Below are 20504 nucleotides of genomic sequence, written 5' to 3' on the forward strand. Positions count from 1 at the left end.
CTAACTATACCGAAGTGGAGAACCTGACCTCTCTTTCGACGAAACGAACCTCAGAACAGGCACACACTTAAAGAAAAAAATCCCGGCACACCCAGATATGAGATGTGCCGGGAGAGTGGAAGTACAGTTAGAAAAGGATGCGGCCGCCAACCTGAATAATGCGGTTGCTTCCTCCGCTGCCGGTGATTTTGCCGAAGTTTGAGCTGTTCATCGCGGCTGTCGGAGCGCCGAGATTAGTTAAGTTGAAGACATTGGTAACTTCGCCACGAAGCTGGAACTTTAGAGTTTCAAAGATTCCAAAGGTGCGGAAGAGGGAAGAGTCGATATCTCGATAACCAGGGTCGTCAAGCTGTGCGGGACGCGTATTTCCCAAAAGTCCCAGCGGGCCAACGCCCGGGCAACCTGCAGTACCGGGAACGCAATAGACCGAGGTATCGAACCACTGGGTTTCCGCCGCTACTCGCGAACGATTGCCACCGAAGGTGTGAGGAGTCCTGCCCGGCAGAACGCTGGGACGATCGTTGGTCTGTCCGTCTCCATTAACGTCTGTGCCGGTGGTCACCGTGAATGGCTGCCCACTGTTCGCCGTGATGATGCCGGTTACAGTCCAGCCGTTCAGTGCCGTTCGAACATACCTGTTGTACGAGGTGAAATAGTCCGGAGTCCACACAAACGAAGCCGACACCATATTGCGCCGGTCCTGATCGGAGCGCTGGTGTGCTTCGAGCTGCGGATAGTTAGGATCGACGAAGTTGGCGGCAAGGTTGCTTCCGTCCAGAGCATTGCTGGCCAGTGTCTTGCTCCAGATGTAGTAACCGCGCGCGCTGAAGTGATGAGAGATGCGCTTTTCGAGGCTTACCTGCAAGCCGTTGTAGTTCGAGTTCTGGCTTGACTGCAGATTGTAGACGTTGGAGTAGGTTGGAGTCGCAGCCGATAGTCCAAACTTCGAGTTCAGCGGACGTCGGTTGTTCACTGTGCTGCTGGTATTTGCATACGCGCAGGCCTGGGTTTTATCGGTGCAGCTTGCGCCATTGGTGCCGCTCGCTGTGATGTTGAACTGCGGTGCGTTGAGGTCATGGTAGATCGGCAGCTTACGGTTGAGAGAGCCGACATAGCTCACGCTCAACGCAAGGCCGTTTCCGAGCTCCTGCTGGAACCCGGCGTTGATCTGGTACGTCACTGGCCACTCAAAATGAGGATCGAAGGAGGCGACCTGATTGAGAGCGAGGAAGCTCGCGGTTGAAGTGTGCGGTGTGAATGTCAGGCTAGGAAAAGGATTGACGCCGCCCGGGAATTCCGTTGGATCGCCCGAATAGGGATGAGCCATCGAGACGACTTTGCTGAAGGTGGGGCGAACTGCGTAGGGGGCAAAGTTAGAAGGAAGCTCCCACAGATTGCCAGAGATGCCGCCGTAGAAGAGGCCGCCGGCTGCGTGGAAGACTGTCTTACCGTTGCCATACGGATCGTAGGAGAGACCGATGCGCGGGGAGATGTGGCTGGACGGAGTAAAGGCGCCGGTTGTAGGCACGCCGGGATCTCCGGGAAAGAGCATACCGATGGGAGCCAGTTGCGGACCGGTCTTTCCGGAGATGTTTACAGTTTTGAACGCATGGGATTGAACGCCCGGGGTGAAGTTGGTCTGCCGGTTCTGCGTATCGGTGGGAGCTTGCTGCCAATCGTAGCGCAGGCCCAGATTGACCGTCAGATTGGGACGGATGCGCCAGTCATCCTGTGCGAAGAGTGCGAAGTTCCAGTAGTTGGCTTCGGCATATTCGCCAGTGTCCTGCTCGTAGCTATTGGGCAACCCGAGGAGATAGTCGGAAAGGGAATTCGAGCTGCGAGTGCCTTTCGTCGTGGCGAAACTGAAGACGCCATAGTTGTCGAGAGAGGTAAGCTGGTAGTCCTTTTCGAGACTAGCTTCTCCGCCGAGCGAGAGCGTGTGCTTGCCGCGTGAAGTGCTGAGCAGATCGCGGAAGGCGTATAGATTTGTGCCGGCCTTGGGGCCTGTAATGCTCTGAGAGAGCGTGAACCAGTTCGGAATGCTGACCTGTCCACGCGAAGGGGAGCCGGAGATTCCAAAGTCGGAGCCGAAGTCTGTGAAAGTACTATCGCCGGGGACTGGGATGCGTCCGCCTGCCTGTCGCGTATAGCTAAGCCATGCCTGGTTGACGGTACGGTCGTTGACCGTCCAGATGTCGCTCATATTTGCGTTCTGCTGCTTCGTCGCATAGTTCGAATAGGTCCACCGCGGCGTAAGTCCGCCGGGATTGATCTTGATGTTGTAGTCGTAAAGGAAGTAGCTCAGGGTAAGGCGATGATTCGCCGTCAACTGATGATCAGTTTTGATCAGGTACTGGTTATACTTCTCCGGCGTAGGAGAAAGTTCTCTGTACGTGTAGGGCGTATCGCCGAAGGCACGCGGGCCAGCGCCCGGCTTGACGCCGATGGAGTTCAGATAATTAACAATGCTGATGGCAGTGGGATCGAGTGGCCCTGTGATTTTGTTATTCGCGTATGGCATGTTCGTCGTTGGATTACAGACGAGGAATTTGACGTTCGTGTTATCAGCGGCAGAGGGGCTCTGCGAGCAGGAAGTCATATCGGACGGCAGGTTCTCTGAAAAATCGCCGGACAACTCTGCTGCGCTGGGAACACTGCCGCTGAATGCAGGCGATGTGGTGGCGCGCAGTCCACCGAAGCTGCCGAAGAAGAAGTCCTTGTTTTTGCGGATAGGGCCACCCAGGGTCGCGCCGTACTCGTTGCGGGCGTAGGGACCTTTGGTCGTGGAATTGTGGGAGACGGCAGTGAAGTTTCTGGTGCGATAAAACTCGAAGGCCGATCCATGGAACTGGTTGGTGCCGTCCTTCGTCACGAGGCTGACTACGGCCGCGGCATAGCGTCCGAGGGTCGCGCTGAAGTTGTTGGTTTCGATGTGAAATTGGCTGATTGCATCGGGGTTGGGAATGGCATTTCCGCTATTGCGAAGGCCGGTCATATTCAGGCCGCCGTCGAGGTAGTACGAGACCTGACCAGTAAAGTCGTCGGTCGAGCCATTGATATAAACGTGCTGCTCTTTGAAGCCCAGGCTATTTTGTACGCTGTTCGACTGAACGCCGGGGGTAAGGCTGAGCAACTGATAGGTATCGCGGCCAACCAGGGGAAGGTTCTCAATTTCGACGTTGGAGATGGTGCGGCCAATCGTTGCATTGCTCAGGTTGATGAGAGGCGCACCACTGCTGACATTGACCGTTTCGGTCGCCTCGCCGTTCTGTAGTTCGAAGGTGAGATCAGCTTCCTGCATGACTGCTAATACCACGCCGCTGCGTTGCAGTGTCTTGAATCCAGGGGCCGAAACAGTGATCTTGTATGGCCCGACAGGGAGAAACTCATCACGAAAAGAGCCGTCGTCTTTTGCTGTGACGGTCCGGGTAAAGTTTGTGTCGGTCTGGGTCGCCGTAACGGTCGCGTGGGGAATGACCGCGCCTGTAGTGTCTGTGACACTTCCGACCATCGTGGCAGTTGTTAATTGGGCCAAGGCGACGCCGCTAAAGCTGAGTAAAAACGCACTCAGGGCAAGCAGGGCCATCCAGAAGGTAGAGCGTGGTTTTGCTGTCATTTTGACGCCTCTCATAAGTCAAACGTTTGTCTACTATGCGCGTACGGGTCAAAGAACAAGGTTTATCTTTACTGTCTCTGAAATCTCTGAGACCAGCAGCGCGTTTTTCAGGTGACGCCAAAATATAGTTTGTTCCGTGAACTATTGTCAACCATTTAGATAGGCCATCGAGCAAAATAATTTAAGGGGCGCGGGATCGACGCGGGTAACGTTACTGTTTGGGCATATCCGGAGTATAAAAAGCAGCCTCAATTCCTTGAGAAACAATGCCGATCGTCGTCTTTCCAGTACAGCTCAGGGATATCTGAGCTCGCCCGTTGTACATCTGAACGGCACGGGAGCCGCGCGATGTGCCGCGGTTGTCAATCAGCGTTCCATCGCCAGCGGCGGTGAAATGCACTAAATCTTTCGCATCCAGGCATAGAATGCCGTTGGCATCGTAGAGACGGCCTTCAACGGTAATGATCTCTTTGCCGCCCATTATTTCCCGGCCAGTTTCAGTCAAAGCCAATTTGGCTGGTTTGCCCCACTTCTCGACTTGATAGCTAACGTCAATCTCATCTTTGACCGTAATGTTTCCCTTCGTGGCAATCACTCTGAGATTGTTCTTCCCGCTCACAAATGGCGTCATCCAACGTAACCCGGCAGCAGGGAAGTCCTGACTGTCGCGATATTTTACGCCCGCGGATTTGCCATTCACGAAGAGTTCGGCGGTATCGCAATTGGAATAAACCTTGACCATCTTCAGCTCGCCCTCGTCGCCCCACCGTATTGGCCAGCTATGCCCGTAGAGATGCACCATTGGGGTCTCGCTCCAATAAGACTGGAAGACGTAGTAACCTTCCTTCTTCGCCATGTCGCGTTCGATGACACCTTTTTGGTTGATCCGTGGGACGGGGTTTTCTGCTCGCAGCGGTGTAGTGAAGTCCTTGAAGATCCATTGCGCAGAGCCTGTCAGCCAAGGCAAGGTATCCTGAGTCTTCAGATACCAGTCAAAAAGGTTGCAGGCATAGGTCTCGGACCAGTCACCATCTTTTGAGATGCCGCTTTGCCCTCCTGTCATGAAATAGTCCAGACCTCGTTCGTCCGTTCCGTTGCCTGTCAGGATCTTTGCCAGCACCTTGTCGGGATCTTCTGAGTGCCGCCGCCCATGGCTATCTGCCCCCCATTCCGCATGAAAGAAGTGATTGACGCGTTCCCGCTCAGCTTCAAGGATCTTTTGATATTCGGTATATTCTCCCCGATACCAACCTGCCCAGATCGAGGGGGAGTAAACGTCCGTAATGTCTCGCGCAAAATCACAGCGACGTATGGTCGTGAATCGTGACGGATCAAGTTCGTGCGCTAACGAGTTCAACTCCTGAAATAGCGCTCGGATCTTTTCCTGGTTGACCTCGGGGTATTCGGTGGGCCAATCGTCTTCATTGCCAAGCCCCCATAGAAGAATGCTGGGATGATTGTAGTGCTGGGCGATCATAGTGCGCAGCTTATCGCGGGTCATCTCCTTGAATGCATCGTTGCCGACGCCGCCTCGGCACCATGGAACCTCTTCCCAAACCAGTATCCCGAGCCGGTCGCAATTCGATAGCACACGTCGCGACTGCTGGTAGTGCGCAAGCCGGATGAAGTTCACGCCCATGTCCTTTATCAATTGCATTTCCTGATCGATCAAGTCATCCGGCATTGCGGCTGCGTAGCCTGCGTGGTCCTCATGCCGATGAGTACCGCGCAACAACAGGCGCTCCCCGTTCAATTTGAATGGGCCATGCTCTACAAACTCAGTGTGACGAATACCAAAGGCCTCTTTGGCAACGTAGCTTCCGCCTTGACCACTGACGGTGATATTGCATTGATAGAGATGGGGTAAAGACGGACTCCATCGTTCAGGGGCGTTCACCGTAAAACTTGTAAGCTCTTTTGCGTCTTTCCATGGAGAGAGTTTGTATTGCGCATGGTGAACGGAAGTCCCCTTTGCATCGACGACATCAACCGTAATTTCGAGGGGGCCTGTGCTATTGGTCGGATTGTAGAGCCAGCCAAGGACTGAGACCTTTGCTGGAGAATCAGGTGTAATAAGCTCAGAGCGTACATGCACTGTCTCCAGAGAGACGGCAGGCACATAGACCAGATTTACATGACGATACAGTCCACCGTAAAGGCTGAAGTCACTCAGGTCGGAGGGAATTCGATCGAGGTCCCGAGAGTTATCGCAGAGTACTGCGATTGGAATGCCTTCCGGTGCTTTCGCCTTATTCGTTGCATCTGATGTTTCATCTTTCGATGTCGTTATGAGATCGGTGATGTCGATGACAAATTCGTCATAGCCGCCCCTGTGCTTTCCGGCCAGATGCTCTCCTACATAGACAGCGGCTGTTTGACCTGCACCTTCAAAGTGCAGCAGTGTCCGCCCGGCTTTGTAAGGATTGGCAATCGCGACCTGCGTGCGATACCACCCGTTGCCCTGATAGTACGGCACGTCGGGATCGCACGCATCGTAAGCATTGAAGCAATGCGGCATTGCGACGGCTTGCCATACTGCAGTTTCTTTACTGTGCCAGACTTCCCATGGGCCGCCCATCGTCCCTTGCAGATACTCCCATCCACTTGTGAGCCGCTGGCTCTGAGCGCCATCGAGAGAGTCCGCAGCACTGCTTGCAAGCGTGGCAATGGAGGCGTGAAGAGAAGTGCGGAGAAGAAGAGAGATTGCAGCGGCTGTGGTGCCTGTCTTCAGAAATTGCCGACGGGAATACATGATGGGCGATTGCTCCTGGCCTGTCCTTGTCGGAGCAGGTAGTTCGGACACTCTGGATGTCATTATGTGACAATAATTCGAAGCATATACAAAATACCGTATTCCAGTGATATAAAGATTCTGCTACCAAGATGTCAAGGATAAGCCGTACGAACTTCCTTGGACGAGGCCTGCGGATGATCGCATCCGCACTTGCTCCCAGCGAGATCATCCTCGTTGGGGATTTCACTGCGGCATAGTATCTATTTGGTCCTCTTGTCGAGGCTGAACTTAAGAAAAACTCGTTCTCGAAGGTGCCAAAACTTCGCGGCCATCTTTTGAGGGCAATACAGTACGATTGCGCAGCGCCGTCGTACTCGTTATGAATGAGGGTCTGATCTAATGGAGTCCATCATGTTTGCTTCCGTAAAAATGTCAATTCCGTTCTCACGCAAAATTCAAAGCTCGAAGTTGATGGGCGCTTTAATGCTCAGTGCGTTGCTGATCGGTCCTTGTTTCAATGCACAGGCGCAGACGCCCGCACACCAGAAATCAGCAGTTGTTCCGGTCGATCGCGATGCCGCTGGCGATGCGCCGGACAATCCAGGTCCGCTTGCCAGCGATCTTTCGAGCGCGATTCAACCTAAAGCAATCTCTGCTGCGATGAAGAAGGTCGCCGACTGGGAGCTGACCGTTGCCGAGCCCAGTTTTAATCAGCAATGGACGTTCGCCGCGTTGTATGACGGGCTGCTTGCCGCCTCTGCGACGACCCACGACGCGAAGTATCGCAATGCCGTTCTTCACATGGCCGAGCACTACGACTGGCAGCTACTGGATAAGCGTTTTCCTCATGCCGACGATCAGGCGTTGGGGCAAGCCTATCTTGATCTTTATCTTCTCGATCACCGGCCCGAGCATATGGCGAACACCAAGGCGATTATGGATCGTCTCGTTGTTCGTCAGGACGATCCAGACAAGCTGCTTTGGTGGTGGTGCGATGCTCTCTTCATGTCGCCGCCTGTGCTCTTGAGAACTTATGCAATCACGCATGATCACAAGTATCTCGACTACATGGACCATGAATGGTGGCTGACTTCGGCCAGCCTCTACGACCAGCAGGACCACCTCTACTTCCGCGACAGCCGTTACTTCACGCAGAAGCAGGCTAACGGCCAAAAGCTGTTCTGGTCGCGCGGCAATGGCTGGGTGATGGGAGGTCTCGCCAATGTGCTTGAATTCATGCCTGCGGATTATCCGAGCCGACCAAAGTATGTCGAGCAGTTTCGCCAGATGGCTGCAAAGCTGGCAGAAATCCAAAGCCCGGATGGTCTGTGGCGTTCAGGTCTGCTTGATCCCGATTCCTACGAACTTCCTGAGGTTTCAGGTTCGGCGTTTATTACCTATGGCATTGCTTATGGAATCAACCACCACATTCTTGATCGCGCGAAGTATCAGCCGGTAGTTGAGAAGTCGTGGAAGGGAATGCTCAGTCATGTCTACGCCGATGGTCGGCTTGGGTCCATTCAACCGATCGATGGACAGCCCGGCAAGTTCAAGCCATCGGCCAGCTATGTCTACGGCGTCGGCGGCTTTCTCCTTGCCGGTTCGGAGATGCATCGGCTCGCTGAATCGAAGCACTAAACGCTGGTCCGAAGCCCTGACCTTGCCATCCATAGCAGCGGTTGCCGGATGGGAAAGTTTCGGATGACCTCTGGAACCACAGGGTCAGGGTTCAGCGTCTTCCACAAGGTGATGTAATCCTGTTTGCTATAAGCCAGACCAGAGAAGAGCAGTGCTGGATTTCTGACAGGGAAGTCCTCGAAGTGTTCTACATCGTGCGCGAACGGCCATGCGGCCTTGTCTTTAATGTAGCGATACATGAACTGCATCAGGCTGCGCAATCCGCGGCCATCTGGTGTCGCAAAGTTCCATAGGTCGCCGCTCTTTGTCGAGATGCTTTGAGCGATGCCGCAGAGTACGTCCATATCGAAGAGGGAATAGCTGTAGGGCTTCGTCCTTGCTAGTTCCAGTGGCAAGCTCCCATTCGCAGCGATCTGGCCCGCTACCAGCACAGTCCTGAAACGTTCGCGGCACCATGACATGACCTCTTCATTTTGAGTAAAACGGGCAAACTCTCCAGCCTGCAAGACCCAGCACGTTCCGTGGTTGTTCCTGGCATCGCGCTCTTCCTGGCCATTCTTCGAGGTGCGCATCCACTCCAGATAATCCCCAAACCATTGCTGAATCTCTTTTCCGCCTTCGAGCACCTGTGCACTCATTAGCAAAGTCGCCGCACGCGCCGGCTCCACCAGATGAAGCGTGTCAATGATTCCAATTCCGCGCCCTTTGCTCACGCCGAAGATTGCCTGTGCGTACTGCAGATTCGCATTCATTCGCGTAGCCGGATCGACGAACCACGCTCGCAGATGTCGTCCGGCGTGCTCTGCGTATTTCCGCTCCCGCGTTAGTTCCCATGCCGCAGTTAAGGCAGGAACAATCAAACTCAGGCGAATCAACGCTTCGCGATGTGCAGTGAAGTTTTCAGGATTCGACACCCCATCGCGGCGAATGTAAGGGCCGCCCGGGCTTTTCGGATCGGGCCACCAGTAGTCTCCTTCTGAGAAATAATCATGCAAGCCGCCTGAACTGCGATTGGATTGCATCGCCGTTACAGTAATTGGTTTCTGCAAGAGATAACGATTGGCTGCAGTAAGAATCCGTTTGTGATCGACCATTGCCACCATGTTGTATGGGGTTGCTTCAGTATGGAGCGTATCTGCCCATGCCGTTCGAGGAGAGAGGTACGCAGGCATGCTCCCGGCAATCGCCAAGAACTCTCGTCGCGTCGTTGTCTTCATTCCGTACCCCTTCTTGAAGTATTCCGTTCGCAGATCAAACAAAATAGCATTGCTCCGCCATCATACTTACCTTCACAACAGACATGCCAGCTCACGTCATAATCGATACAGCCTATGGCTTGACTTGCTGAATGACCATTCAGTAAGCTGCACTCGACTGAGGTTTTATCCCCGGAGCTATTGAATGGCCCATAGCGGCGCCGCACCTGGACAGATTCGCAAAGTCGCCGTTCTCGGAGCCGGAACCATGGGCTCAGGGATTGCCGCACACATCGCTAATGCCGGAGTGCCCGTTATACTTCTGGATATCGTGCCTCCGGGGACGGCGGCAGATGCTTCAAGGCAGCAACGAAGCAAGTTTGCCTTGGTCTCTCTTGAGGCTCTCAAGAAGTCAAAGCCCGCAGCCTTTTATGCAATTGACAGTGCACGTCTCATTACACCTGGAAACTTTGAAGACGACCTAGCATTGATTGCGGATTGCGACTGGGTCCTCGAAGCGGTCGCCGAAGACCTCGACATCAAGACTGCGCTGCTCGCTAAAGTGCAAAAGCATCTGCGGCCCGATGCGATCCTCACGACCAACACCAGCGGTCTTCCTATTGCCGATATCGCAGCCTGTCTCTCCGCCGATCTGAGGCCGCATTTTTTCGGCACGCACTTCTTCAATCCGCCGCGCTATATGCGCCTGCTCGAAATTATCCTCACGGCCGATGCAGATCCAACCGATATCGCTGTCATCTCGAACTTTTGCGATCGGCGTCTCGGCAAGACGATCGTTCGCTCACACGATACCCCCAACTTCATTGCAAACCGTATCGGTACTTTCAGTTTGGGCAATGCTATTCGCCTTATGCAGGCGCAGGGGCTGTCTATCGAGGAGGTCGACGCTCTTACCGGCTCCGCGCTGGGATGGCCCAGAACAGGGACCTTTCGGCTGGGCGATATGGTTGGCATTGATGTGCTCGCACATGTAACAAAGAACTTTGAGGCTCAAGCAGCACGAATTCGAGACGAGCGTGCCGAGGTCATCCTCGCGCCGTTCATTGAAAAAATGATTGAAAAGAGATGGCTCGGCGACAAGGTTGGGCAGGGGTTTTACAAGAAAGAAGGCAGGGATGCGGAGGGGCGCGATATTCGCTTCGTCCTCGATTGGCAAGCGCTCGAATACAAGCCCAGCACTCGGCCAAAGTTTGCCGCGCTTGACATGGCGAAGAACGTAGAGTCTACCGCTGTACGCATCGCACAACTGCTTCATGCCGATCCGTCGAAAGACAAGGCTGCTGCGTTTTACTGGCCGCTGCTTACTGAGCTGTTTACTTACGCTGCCAACCGAGTTCCTGAGATAGCGGACAGCATTGTCGAAGTAGACGAGGCCATGAAGGCCGGTTTCAATTGGGAGCGCGGCCCCTTCGAGATGTTCGATGCTGCCGGGGTTCGGGCCACAACAGACAAGATACGCGCTGCTGGTTTGCCCGTTGCGGCAAATGTCGAAAAACTTCTTGCGGTGGGAGAAAGCTGGTACAAAGATGATCCCGCGGTTCCCGGTGGACGCCTGTTCTTCGATCCCATCAGTGGTTCTTACAAGGCTATTGTGGTTGCGGATGGCGTCACCTCGCTTGCCGTCATCAAGAAAGCGAACGGTGTAGTCAGGAAGAACTCAGGAGCCTCCGTCGTCGATCTTGGCGATGGAGTCGCCGCGATTGAGCTGCACTCGAAGATGAATGCCCTTGGCGACGATATTGTCTCTCTCATCACGCAGACATTGAAGCCAGCCAGCCAGCAGGTCGCCGACTTCGAAGCATTCGTCATCACCGGCGATTCAGCTAATTTCTCTGTTGGCGCCAATCTCATGCAACTCCTGCTCACCATTCAGGACGAGGAGTGGGACGAAGTTGATCTCGCTGTGCGCGCTTTTCAGAACATGACGCAGGCGATCAAGTTTTGTCCGCGGCCGGTTGTCGTCGCGCCCTACGGCATGTGCCTTGGCGGAGGCACCGAGATCTCCTTGCACGCGGCCGCACGTCAACCACATGCCGAACTTTATATGGGTCTCGTTGAGGCTGGCGTTGGACTTATCCCTGGTGGCGGAGGATGCAAGGAGATGACGATTCGCAGCATTGAAGCTGGCTCGAGCATTCGTCCCGATGCGCGTGGTGAAGGCGTCGAGATCTTCGAGGCGCTCAAGAAGAACTTCGAGACGATCGCCAAGGCCGTTGTTTCGACTTCCGCAGAGGAAGCTCGCGGCATCGGCTTTTTGCATCCTTCAGACAGCATTACCGTCAATCGCGATCGCCTTCTCACTGACGCTAAACTCCGCGCTCGTGCCCTCGCGGATGCAGGGTATGCTGCACCCGTTCCACGAACCAATATTCCATCTCCCGGTGAAAGTGTTCAGGCGACCTTGAAGCTAGCCGTCTGGACCATGCGCGAAGGCCAGTACATCTCCGACCACGACGCCAAGGTAGCGAACTGGGCTGCCTATGTACTGTGCGGTGGCAGCGTTACTCCCGGCACACTTGTCAGCGAGCAATATCTGTTAGACCTCGAACGAGAGGCATTCCTCTCTCTCTGTGGCGAAAAGAAGACTCAGGAAAGAATTGCCTTCACCCTCAAGACGGGTAAGCCGCTAAGAAATTAGAGCCCAGGAGTGTTACGCCCCATGAACGAAGCTGTCATCGTCTCCGCCGTACGCACTGCCGTAGGCAAGGCTCCTCGCGGCACGCTTCGCACGACGCGGCCTGACGACCTGGCTGCGTTCGCGATCATGGGAGCATTGGAACGCATTCCTCAGCTAGACAAAAAAGAGATCGAGGATGTGATTCTGGGTTGCGCGATGCCGGAGGCCGAGCAGGGAATGAACGTTGCCCGTGTCGCCAGCTTTCGAGCCGGACTGCCCATCGAGACTGCCGCGATGACCATCAACCGTTACTGTGCTTCTGGCCTGCAAAGCATTGCCATTGCTGCAGATCGCATTCGTGTTGGCAGCGCAGAGGTGATCATCGCCGGAGGTACCGAAAGCATGTCCTACGTTCCCTTCGGTGGCAACAAAATATCCGTCAATCCGTGGCTGGTCGAGAACTATCCCGGCTCATATATGTCGATGGGACTGACAGCCGAGCGCGTGGCAACTCACTACGGCATCACGCGCGAGGCAATGGATGAGTTTTCGTACGGCTCTCATCAAAGAGCGCTTTCTGCCATTGCTGCTGGAAACTTTGACGATGAGATTATTCCTGTATCGGTTACAAATACAAGCTTCAGCAAAGGCAAAGCCGCGCAGACTGAAGCCACCTTCAAGCAAGACGAAGGTCCCCGTGCCGATACCTCGCTGGAAGCGCTTGCGAAATTGAAGCCCGTCTTTCACGCCAAAGGCACGATAACGGCAGGGAACTCTTCGCAGACCTCTGATGGTGCAGCCGCTGCTGTAATCATGTCGGCCAATCGCGCCTCCGCGCTCGGTATCAAGCCACTGGCGAAGTTCATCGCCTTTGCCTATGCAGGATGCGACCCCGAAGAGATGGGTATCGGCCCCATCTACGCCATTCCCAAAGCGCTCAAGATGGCTGGATTGTCGCTAGACGATATTGGCGTCATCGAACTCAACGAGGCCTTCGCCGCACAGTCCCTCGCGGTGATCAAGGTTCTTGGCATCGATCCTGCCAGAGTCAACGTCAATGGTGGAGCCATCGCCTTAGGGCATCCACTCGGCTGCACCGGAGCGAAGCTGACCGCCACCCTCCTGCGCGAGATGCCTCGCCGGAAGGCGCGGTACGGCATGGTAACAATGTGTGTAGGCGGGGGCATGGGCGCCGCTGGGATCTTCGAAGCTCAATAAATGTTTTTGGATGTAAGGAGCTTGCTATGGCTACAACGACTCTTCCCGTAACCGCCGCCGACAAGAAGATCATTGCCGGTGGCAGCTTCCTTATCTCCGATCCCGTTCCGCAAGACTGCTTCTTCCCCGAAGATTTCACCGAGGAGCAGCGCCAGATCGCGCAGACGACTGCCGAATTTGCTGCCAACGAGATCGTCCCCGTCTCCGACCAGATCGAGGCCAAGGACTTCGCCGTCATTCGTCGGCTTATCAAGGAAGCCTCCGAACTGGGCCTGACCTCCGTAGATATTCCCGAAGAGTATGGCGGCCTGGAGATGGACAAGAGCACCGCTGCCATCATCGCGGAAAACATCGCGCGGCAAGGAAGCTTCTCCGTCATCTTCTCTGCACATGTTGGAATCGGCACTCTACCTATAGTTTGGTACGGCACCCCAGAGCAAAAGAAGAAGTACCTGCCTAAGCTCGCCAGTGGCGAATTTATTGGAGCTTATGCGCTCTCAGAGTCCACCAGCGGTTCTGACGCCGTGAGCGCTCGCACCCGCGCTATCTTGTCGGAAGACAAGCAGACCTATACGCTGAACGGCGAAAAGATGTGGATCACCAACGCCGGATTCGCAGACCTCTTCACTGTCTTCGCTCAGTGCGCGATTCCCAGCGGTCCTAAAGCTGGCGAAGAAAAACTCACAGCCTTTCTCGTCGAGCGAGGCACTCCCGGCCTCACCATTGGCAAGGAAGAGCACAAGCTCGGCATTCGTGGCAGCTCTACCTGTCCGCTTAGTCTTGCCGATTGCAAGATCCCGGCTGGAAACCTCCTTGGCGAAGTAGGCAAAGGCACTCACATTGCCTTTAACATCCTCAACGTTGGTCGCTATAAGCTCGGCAACGCCGCTGTCGGTGCTGCGCGCATATCGCTCGGCAATGGCATTCGCTATGCCAAAGAACGCAAGGCGTTCGGCAAATCCATCGCCGAATTTGGGCTCATCCAGGAAAAGCTTGCCGACTGCGCCGTCGGTGTCTTTGTCGGCGAAGCCCTCTCTTATCGCACGGTAGGCATGATCGACGCAGCTTTAGCCAGCGTGGACAAGCACGATACCGCCGCCATTCAGAAGGCCATCGAGAACTATGCCGTCGAGTGCAGCATCGTAAAGGTCTGGGACTCGGAGATGCTCGACCGCGTCGTCGACGAGACTCTGCAAATTTTTGCAGGTTACGGTTACGTCGAAGAGTATCCCGCCGAGCGAGCCTACCGCGACTCGCGCATCAACCGTATCTTCGAAGGCACCAACGAGATCAACCGTCTCATTATCACCGGCTGGCTCATCAAGTCTGCGATGTCGGGCAAGCTCGCGCTCATGCCCGCCATTAAGCAGCTGATGGATGAAGTCATGGCTGGCCCTGTTCCGAAGGAAGACCGCGAAGGGCCGCTCGCAGCCGAAGTCGATCTTCTGGCCAGCGCGAAAAAGCTGACCCTCTTCGCTGCCGGGGCCGCCACGCAGAGATATATGGCCGCGATCTCTGAGGAGCAGGAGGTCATGGGAGCTATTGCGGATATGGTCATCGAAGTCTACGCAATGGAGTCCGCCATTCTCCGCGCCGAAAAGATCGTTGCGGCCAAAGGGAGCGCTGGTGCCGATATTTCGGCAGCCATGGCTCGTATCTACGCCTCTGGCGCCATGGAGAAGATTGAGCTTTGCGCTCGCAAAGTCATCGCTGCCGTAGCCGAGGGCGATATGGCTCGGACCCAGTTCACCATCCTCCGCCGCCTTGCCAAACACGACCCGGCAGATACGATTACGCTCCGCCGCCAGGTGGCCCAGCATATCGTCAAGGCCGGTAAGTACGCCCTCTGAGTTCAAAGGGTTTTCATCCTGCGCATAACATCACGAGCGGCGTCAAAATGGCTATTGAATTGCTACTAAAAGCTCTTAAGAGTAGGGCACGTAGCAATCTTTATTTACGGTAAGGCCATTCTTGATGTTCAACCGTTGTGCAGGAAAGAGTAATTATGCAGAATCGCCGCTCGCTTGTTGGTACTTTTTTTCCCATTCTTGGCCTTGTGTTTGCTCTTTTGCCTCTAGGACACGCAGCCGTCCCTAACCGAATCGCTTCGGCTGTTACGGAAGCTCGAACGCCAGTCCAGAACACGGTCTCTCCTCGCGCCAGGAGTTCAAGCGACCTTGGTGCCGCGCCCGGCTCCCTTAAGCTGGATGGGCTCATGTTGCAGTTCAATATGACTGCTGCCCAACAAGCTGCCCTGACCCGGCTTCAGACTGACCAGCAGAATCCTGCCTCTGCCCACTATCACCAATGGTTGACGCCCCAGCAATTTGGCGAGCAGTTTGGCCTTAGCGCTGATGACATCGCCCGGGTCACGTCCTGGCTAACGGCACAGGGATTCACCGTTACCGGAGTTGCCAAAAGCTCTAACTTTGTTACCTTCAGCGGTACGGCAGCGCAGGCCCAGCAGGCCTTCGGGACCACGATCCACAGTCTTTCCAGTAACGGCCAAGCCCATATCGCCAATCTGACCGATCCTGTTCTGCCATCGGCGATTGCCAGCGTCGTCTCGAATATCAGCGGCCTCAACGACTTCCACCCTATGCCGCATCTGCGCGTCAATCCGGTTTCGGCCAATATGCTTCGCCCGCACTTCACCAATCCGAATCCGAATGATCCTGTCCAGTACGCTCTCGCTCCTGCTGACTTCAACACCATTTACAACGTTAATCCGCTCCTTGGTAATAGTCTTACTGGTGCGGGCATAGGCGGATGTTCTCCAAGCTCTACAACCTGTGGAGATATTGCGGTCCTGGGACAGGTCGATATCACCTCCTACCTCTCCGATGTTGCTGCATTTCGCAACGCTGCGGGCCTTCCTGCTAGTCAGATTTACAGCGATATCTCTGGGACTCCCGTGGCGCCCACATCTCCTTGCGTCAATAACCCCACCCCTGAAGCTAGCTGTCCCGATCTTGAGGAATCGCTGTTCGATGTCGAATGGGCCGGCGCAATCGCTCCTCAGGCCAAAATTCTCTTCGTTACTTCAACGAACGTGATCAGCTCCCTTGGCGTGGCTATTGTCGATAATGTGGCTCCAATTATTTCAATGAGCTACGGCCAGTGTGAGCCCACTATCCCTGGCAGCGAGGTGGTCGGGCTGACCATTTTCCTGCAGCAAGCCAGCCTGCAGGGTATCACTATCATCGGCGCTACTGGCGATGATGGGGCAACGGACTGCGACGTCTTCGTCAGCTCAGCGACTCATGGGCTTGCGGTCGATTTCCCGGGAAGTTCTCCTTTCGTTACCGCCATCGGCGGCACGATGTTCGATGATGCGACAAATCCATCTTCCTACTGGAATCCGGCCAATGGACCCGGAAGTAGTTCTGCAAAAGGCTACATTCCTGAGAAGGTTTGGAATGAGGACACTGAGGATATCGCTAAGAATCCTCCAACCTTCGGGGCAGGTGGTGGTGGTGCGAGTATCGACTTTACCAAACCGGCGTGGCAGATAGGTCAAGGGGTGCCCACCGATAACTTTCGCCACGTTCCGGACATCTCCCTGAACGCAGCTTCCGACCATGAAGGCTATCTCTTCTGCATTGATGGTTCCTGTACGGGAGGGCAGTTCTACAACACAAAAATCCCTGCCGATACCGGCTACATTTTAGGCGGGACATCGTCGGGAGTTCCTACGTTTGCGAGCGTCATGGCTCTAGTGGAAGAGAGTCTCCAGCAAGGCCGTCTCGGCAATATCAATCCAAATATCTATGCCATGGCAAATGGCGGCCAGTACGACACTATCTTTCATGACATTACAAGCGGTAATAACAAGAGCCCATGCGCAGTTGGTCCTAATTGTCCGACCGGATCAATCGGCTTCGACGCAAGTAGATACTACGATCTGGCAAGCGGCTGGGGCAGCATCGATGCGGCAGCCTTCGCCCAATATTGGATATCCTTCCCGCCGACAAACCCAGCAGGGACGATAGCCACTTTGACCACCGTCACTCCACCGTCAAGCACTGTTGCAGCGGGAACGCAGGTCTCGCTCGCAATCAAGGTAGCTCCAGTAACTCCACCTACCAATGCGCCGCCCTATGATCCGACGGGCTCCGTTGAGATTCAGGTAGACGGACAACCGGTAGCTGCTTCAGTAGCGCTCGTCAACGGTCAGACCACCTATTCTTTGAGCACCACGGGGCTCATAGCAGGGTCGCATCCGGTCACAGTGATTTATTCCGGCGACTCGAACTTCGCCAGTTCGACGGGCTCGGCTACCGTCACTATCACGGGTACTACTGGCACCCCGGTAGCTTCACATACCAGCGTGACCGCTACGCCAAATTCTGGTCCAGCAGGGACTGCGATCTCATTGGGCATTACGGTAGCTTCGAGCGGCACCCCGGCGAACACTCCGTCGGGCACTATTCAGATACTGCTCGACGGTGCAACGGTAGCGAGTTCGGTAGCGCTCTCCGGCGGTCAGGCTAGTTATCCCTTGAACACCACGGCGCTCACAGCAGGGCAGCATTCAGTCTCAGTGATCTACTCCGGCGACTCGAACTTCACTGGATCGCAAGGTGGGACGACCATCACCATCACCGGGACTGGCACCGTGCCGCCGGCAGGGGCCGACTTCACCATCACGCCTTCGACCGCTTCCGTCAGCACGATCGTTGGCGAGAAGGTTCCGGCGATTGTCTTCACGCTCGCCCCGGTCAATGGATTCACCGGCCCCATTACGCTGAGTGCTTCCGATACCAGCAACGACCAGCTCACTCCGGCCTTCTCCGTAAACCCGGTTGTCATCAACTCGACAAACGGTGCAACGACGACACTTACGTTCACGGCCTTCCAGAGCCTTACCAGTGTGCGAGGAGGATCGTCGCCATTCCAGCCAGCCTCGAACCGCTCGGCCACCGGAAAGATGCGCTGGTATGCCGCTGGCTCCGGAGCGACGCTGGCCTGCATGTTCCTGTTGATTCTCCCGCGTCGCCGCCGCTGGGGAGCGCTGCTTGCCGTACTCCTCTCCGTAGGCGCGATCGGAGCGTCCGGCTGCGGGTCAGGGGGAACTCTTCCAACCACAGCCACCTATAACATCACCATCACGGCTACGGCTGCGGGCAATCTTTCTCACACAGCCGCGGTGAACGTGACGTTCAGGATTCGATAGTGGCCGCTTGTCTACGAGGCCGTGCCTTCGGGCGCGGCCTTTCCTTTTGCAGGCACCGCTTCCGCTGCGCCTTCAGCGATGCGCATCAGGTAATCCTGAGCGCTGAATGCTGCTCCCACCTTTGGCGCTCTCACATACTCGCCATCCGGTTGCAACAGCCGGGCCTTCGTATTGTCTGCCAGGTACGCCGCCAGAATCTCTTCGCGAAGCCGCTTCACAAGGTCCGCCTGCGTCACGGGGAATAAGACCTCGCATCGCTCGAACAAATTTCGCGGCATCCAGTCCGCGCTCCCGCAGTAGATCTCCTCTTTTCCGCCATTGGCGAAGCAGAAGATGCGGCTATGTTCGAGATACCGCCCCACGAGGCTGCGCACCCGGATGTGCTCACTCAATCCCTTCACGCCCGGACGCAGCGAGCACATTCCCCGCACAATCAGGTCAATCTCAACCCCAGCCTTCGAGGCCGCATACAGTGCCTCGACGGTGGGCCGGTCGAGCAGCGCGTTCATCTTCGCCACAATCGCCGCCGGCTTTCCTGCTTTTGCATGGGCTGTCTCGCGCCCGATCAACGCGATCACCTTCTCTGCCAGCGTCAGCGGAGCCACAAGCAAGGGCGCATACGAAGCAGCCTCCGTCTCCGCAGTGAGATAGTTGAACACCTTCTGCACAGCCTCAGTCATCTCTGGCCGCGAGGTCAGCAGGCTGATATCGGTATAAAACCGCGCCGTCACCGGGTTGTAGTTTCCCGTCCCCAGGTGGGCGTATCTTCGCACCACGCCATCAGGATCGCGCCGCACCAGCAATGCCAGTTTGCAATGGGTCTTGAAGCCAAATATTCCGTGAAAGACTCCGACGCCTGCATCTTCCAGCTCTCGCGCCCAACGGATGTTCGAGTCTTCGTCGAACCTCGCCATCAGCTCCACAACAACGGTGACATCCTTGCTCTGCGCCGCTTCAATCAGCGCGCGGAAGATCGGTGAATCCTTGCTGGTTCGATAGAGTGTCTGCTTCATCGAGATGACACCGGAGTCTTTTGCTCCAGCCTCGATGAAGTCCTCCACTGTCTTGTACGAGTCGAAGGGATGGTGCAGCATCACATCGTGGGTACGCAGTTCTTCAAACAGGTCGACCAGTTTCGGTCCCAGCCTAAATTCTTTTCCGGAAAATGCGGAATATTTAAGCTCGGGCCGCTTGGTCTCCGAGTACAGGTTCATCAATCGCGAGAGGTTGACCGGCCCATCCGTCCGATACACCTGCCACGGATCGAGCTCGAAGTTCATTCGCAATCGCTCGACGATCTCATCTGCTGCCGAACCATCGATCTCTAATCGCACCGCATCGCCTTTGCGGCGGTTATGCAGCTCCGCTCGTACGCTCTCGAGCACCGACCGCGACTCTTCTTCCTGCATGTAGAGATTACTGTTTCGGGTAACTCGAAACGCCGAGCACGACAGAACCTCATATCCGCGAAACATTCTTTCTACCTGCGACTCGATCAGTTCGTGCAGCAGGATGAAATCGCTGTATCCGTCAGGCCCAGGCAGCGGAACCAGACGAGGCAGGGAGCGCGGCACCGTTACAACACCCAGAATGGCAGGCCGTGTACCGTTGCTGCCTTTACGTTTGTTCCTCAGCAGCAGAGCAAGGCAAAGCGCCTTATTCTGGACTCTTGGAAACGGATGCGATGGGTCGATCGTCACCGGGGTCAACAGCGGGTCGACTTCGTTCTCGTAGAACTTCAGCGCATAAGTACGAGCCTCAGCGCTGACCTGATTCCACGGCAACACCCGGATTCGTTCCTCCCGCATCGCCGGTAAGAGCTGTTCATTCCAGCACTGGTACTGCGCCGCCACAAAATCCTTTAATCGTTCGCGCAGCCCGTCGAGCCGTTGTTGTGGCCGCAGCCCGCCCTCATCAAGAGGCTGCGCAAGGTTATAGCCGTCCTCAATTCGTTGCAGAAAACCTGCCACCCGAATCTCGATAAACTCGTCCAGGTTGCTCGCCGTAATCGCGAGAAACTTCACACGCTCTAAGAGAGGGTTCGTGGCGTCCTGCGCCTCTTCCAGTACGCGCTGGTTAAATCGCAGCCACGACTCGTCCCGGCTGAAGAAAAGGGTTTCAACGGCTTTTGTGGCGGCCTTCTTTGCAGGCCTGGTATGTTCTGTTTTCGCGGCTACTCGTTTTTTAGCAGTCATAGAGGTCTATGAGATTACCGTATCCATATGAAGGCCACGCAAATTCAAAGGCATGTCTCACAGAAACCTGGGCATTAAGGACATCCAGCCAAC

Annotated in this window: 9 protein-coding genes; 5 read left to right on the plus strand and 4 right to left on the minus strand. The window is 55.5% G+C overall.

What is annotated here, in order from left to right; translation table 11 throughout:
- Positions 1–127: 127 nt before the first annotated feature.
- On the minus strand, positions 128–3616 hold the full coding sequence (locus GSQ81_RS19135; protein ID WP_254060344.1) for a TonB-dependent receptor: 3489 nt from the start codon (positions 3614–3616) through the stop codon (positions 128–130).
- Between the two features lie 211 nt (positions 3617–3827).
- Positions 3828–6368, minus strand: coding sequence for a glycoside hydrolase family 2 TIM barrel-domain containing protein (locus tag GSQ81_RS19140; protein WP_158912401.1), 2541 nt, complete (start codon positions 6366–6368; stop codon positions 3828–3830).
- A 393-nt stretch (positions 6369–6761) separates the two neighbouring features.
- Between GSQ81_RS19140 and GSQ81_RS19145 the strand changes: the two genes are divergently transcribed.
- Positions 6762–7988, plus strand: a complete 1227-nt coding sequence (locus GSQ81_RS19145; RefSeq protein WP_254060345.1) for a glycoside hydrolase family 105 protein — start codon at positions 6762–6764, stop codon at positions 7986–7988.
- On the opposite strand, the gene GSQ81_RS19150 is transcribed toward GSQ81_RS19145, so the two are convergent.
- A complete protein-coding gene (locus tag GSQ81_RS19150; RefSeq protein ID WP_158912402.1) occupies positions 7985–9205 on the minus strand; it encodes an alginate lyase family protein in 1221 nt (406 codons plus the stop codon). The genes GSQ81_RS19145 and GSQ81_RS19150 overlap by 4 nt on opposite strands.
- Positions 9206–9389: 184 nt before the next feature.
- Here GSQ81_RS19150 and GSQ81_RS19155 point away from each other — a divergent pair, with 184 nt between their 5' ends.
- The 4 genes from GSQ81_RS19155 (at position 9390) to GSQ81_RS19170 (ending at position 18216) form a co-directional block, all read left to right on the plus strand.
- Positions 9390–11843: a 3-hydroxyacyl-CoA dehydrogenase/enoyl-CoA hydratase family protein gene (locus tag GSQ81_RS19155; RefSeq protein ID WP_158912403.1), complete on the plus strand. Its 2454-nt coding sequence runs from the start codon at positions 9390–9392 to the stop codon at positions 11841–11843.
- A 21-nt stretch (positions 11844–11864) separates the two neighbouring features.
- The gene (locus tag GSQ81_RS19160; protein WP_158912404.1) at positions 11865–13040 is read left to right on the plus strand and encodes an acetyl-CoA C-acyltransferase; all 1176 of its coding nucleotides are present in this window, start codon (positions 11865–11867) and stop codon (positions 13038–13040) included.
- Between the two features lie 26 nt (positions 13041–13066).
- On the plus strand, positions 13067–14890 hold the full coding sequence (locus tag GSQ81_RS19165; RefSeq protein ID WP_158912405.1) for an acyl-CoA dehydrogenase family protein: 1824 nt from the start codon (positions 13067–13069) through the stop codon (positions 14888–14890).
- Positions 14891–15045: 155 nt separating this feature from the next.
- Entirely contained in the window at positions 15046–18216 is a 3171-nt protein-coding gene (locus GSQ81_RS19170) for a protease pro-enzyme activation domain-containing protein (protein ID WP_158912406.1), read from the plus strand.
- Positions 18217–18227: 11 nt separating this feature from the next.
- On the opposite strand, the gene ppk1 is transcribed toward GSQ81_RS19170, so the two are convergent.
- The gene (gene ppk1 / locus GSQ81_RS19175) at positions 18228–20411 is read right to left on the minus strand and encodes a polyphosphate kinase 1 (RefSeq protein WP_158912407.1); all 2184 of its coding nucleotides are present in this window, start codon (positions 20409–20411) and stop codon (positions 18228–18230) included.
- Between the last annotated feature and the right edge of the window lie 93 nt (positions 20412–20504).

This window comes from Granulicella sp. L56, from assembly GCF_009765835.1.
Classification (GTDB): Bacteria; Acidobacteriota; Terriglobia; order Terriglobales; family Acidobacteriaceae; genus Edaphobacter.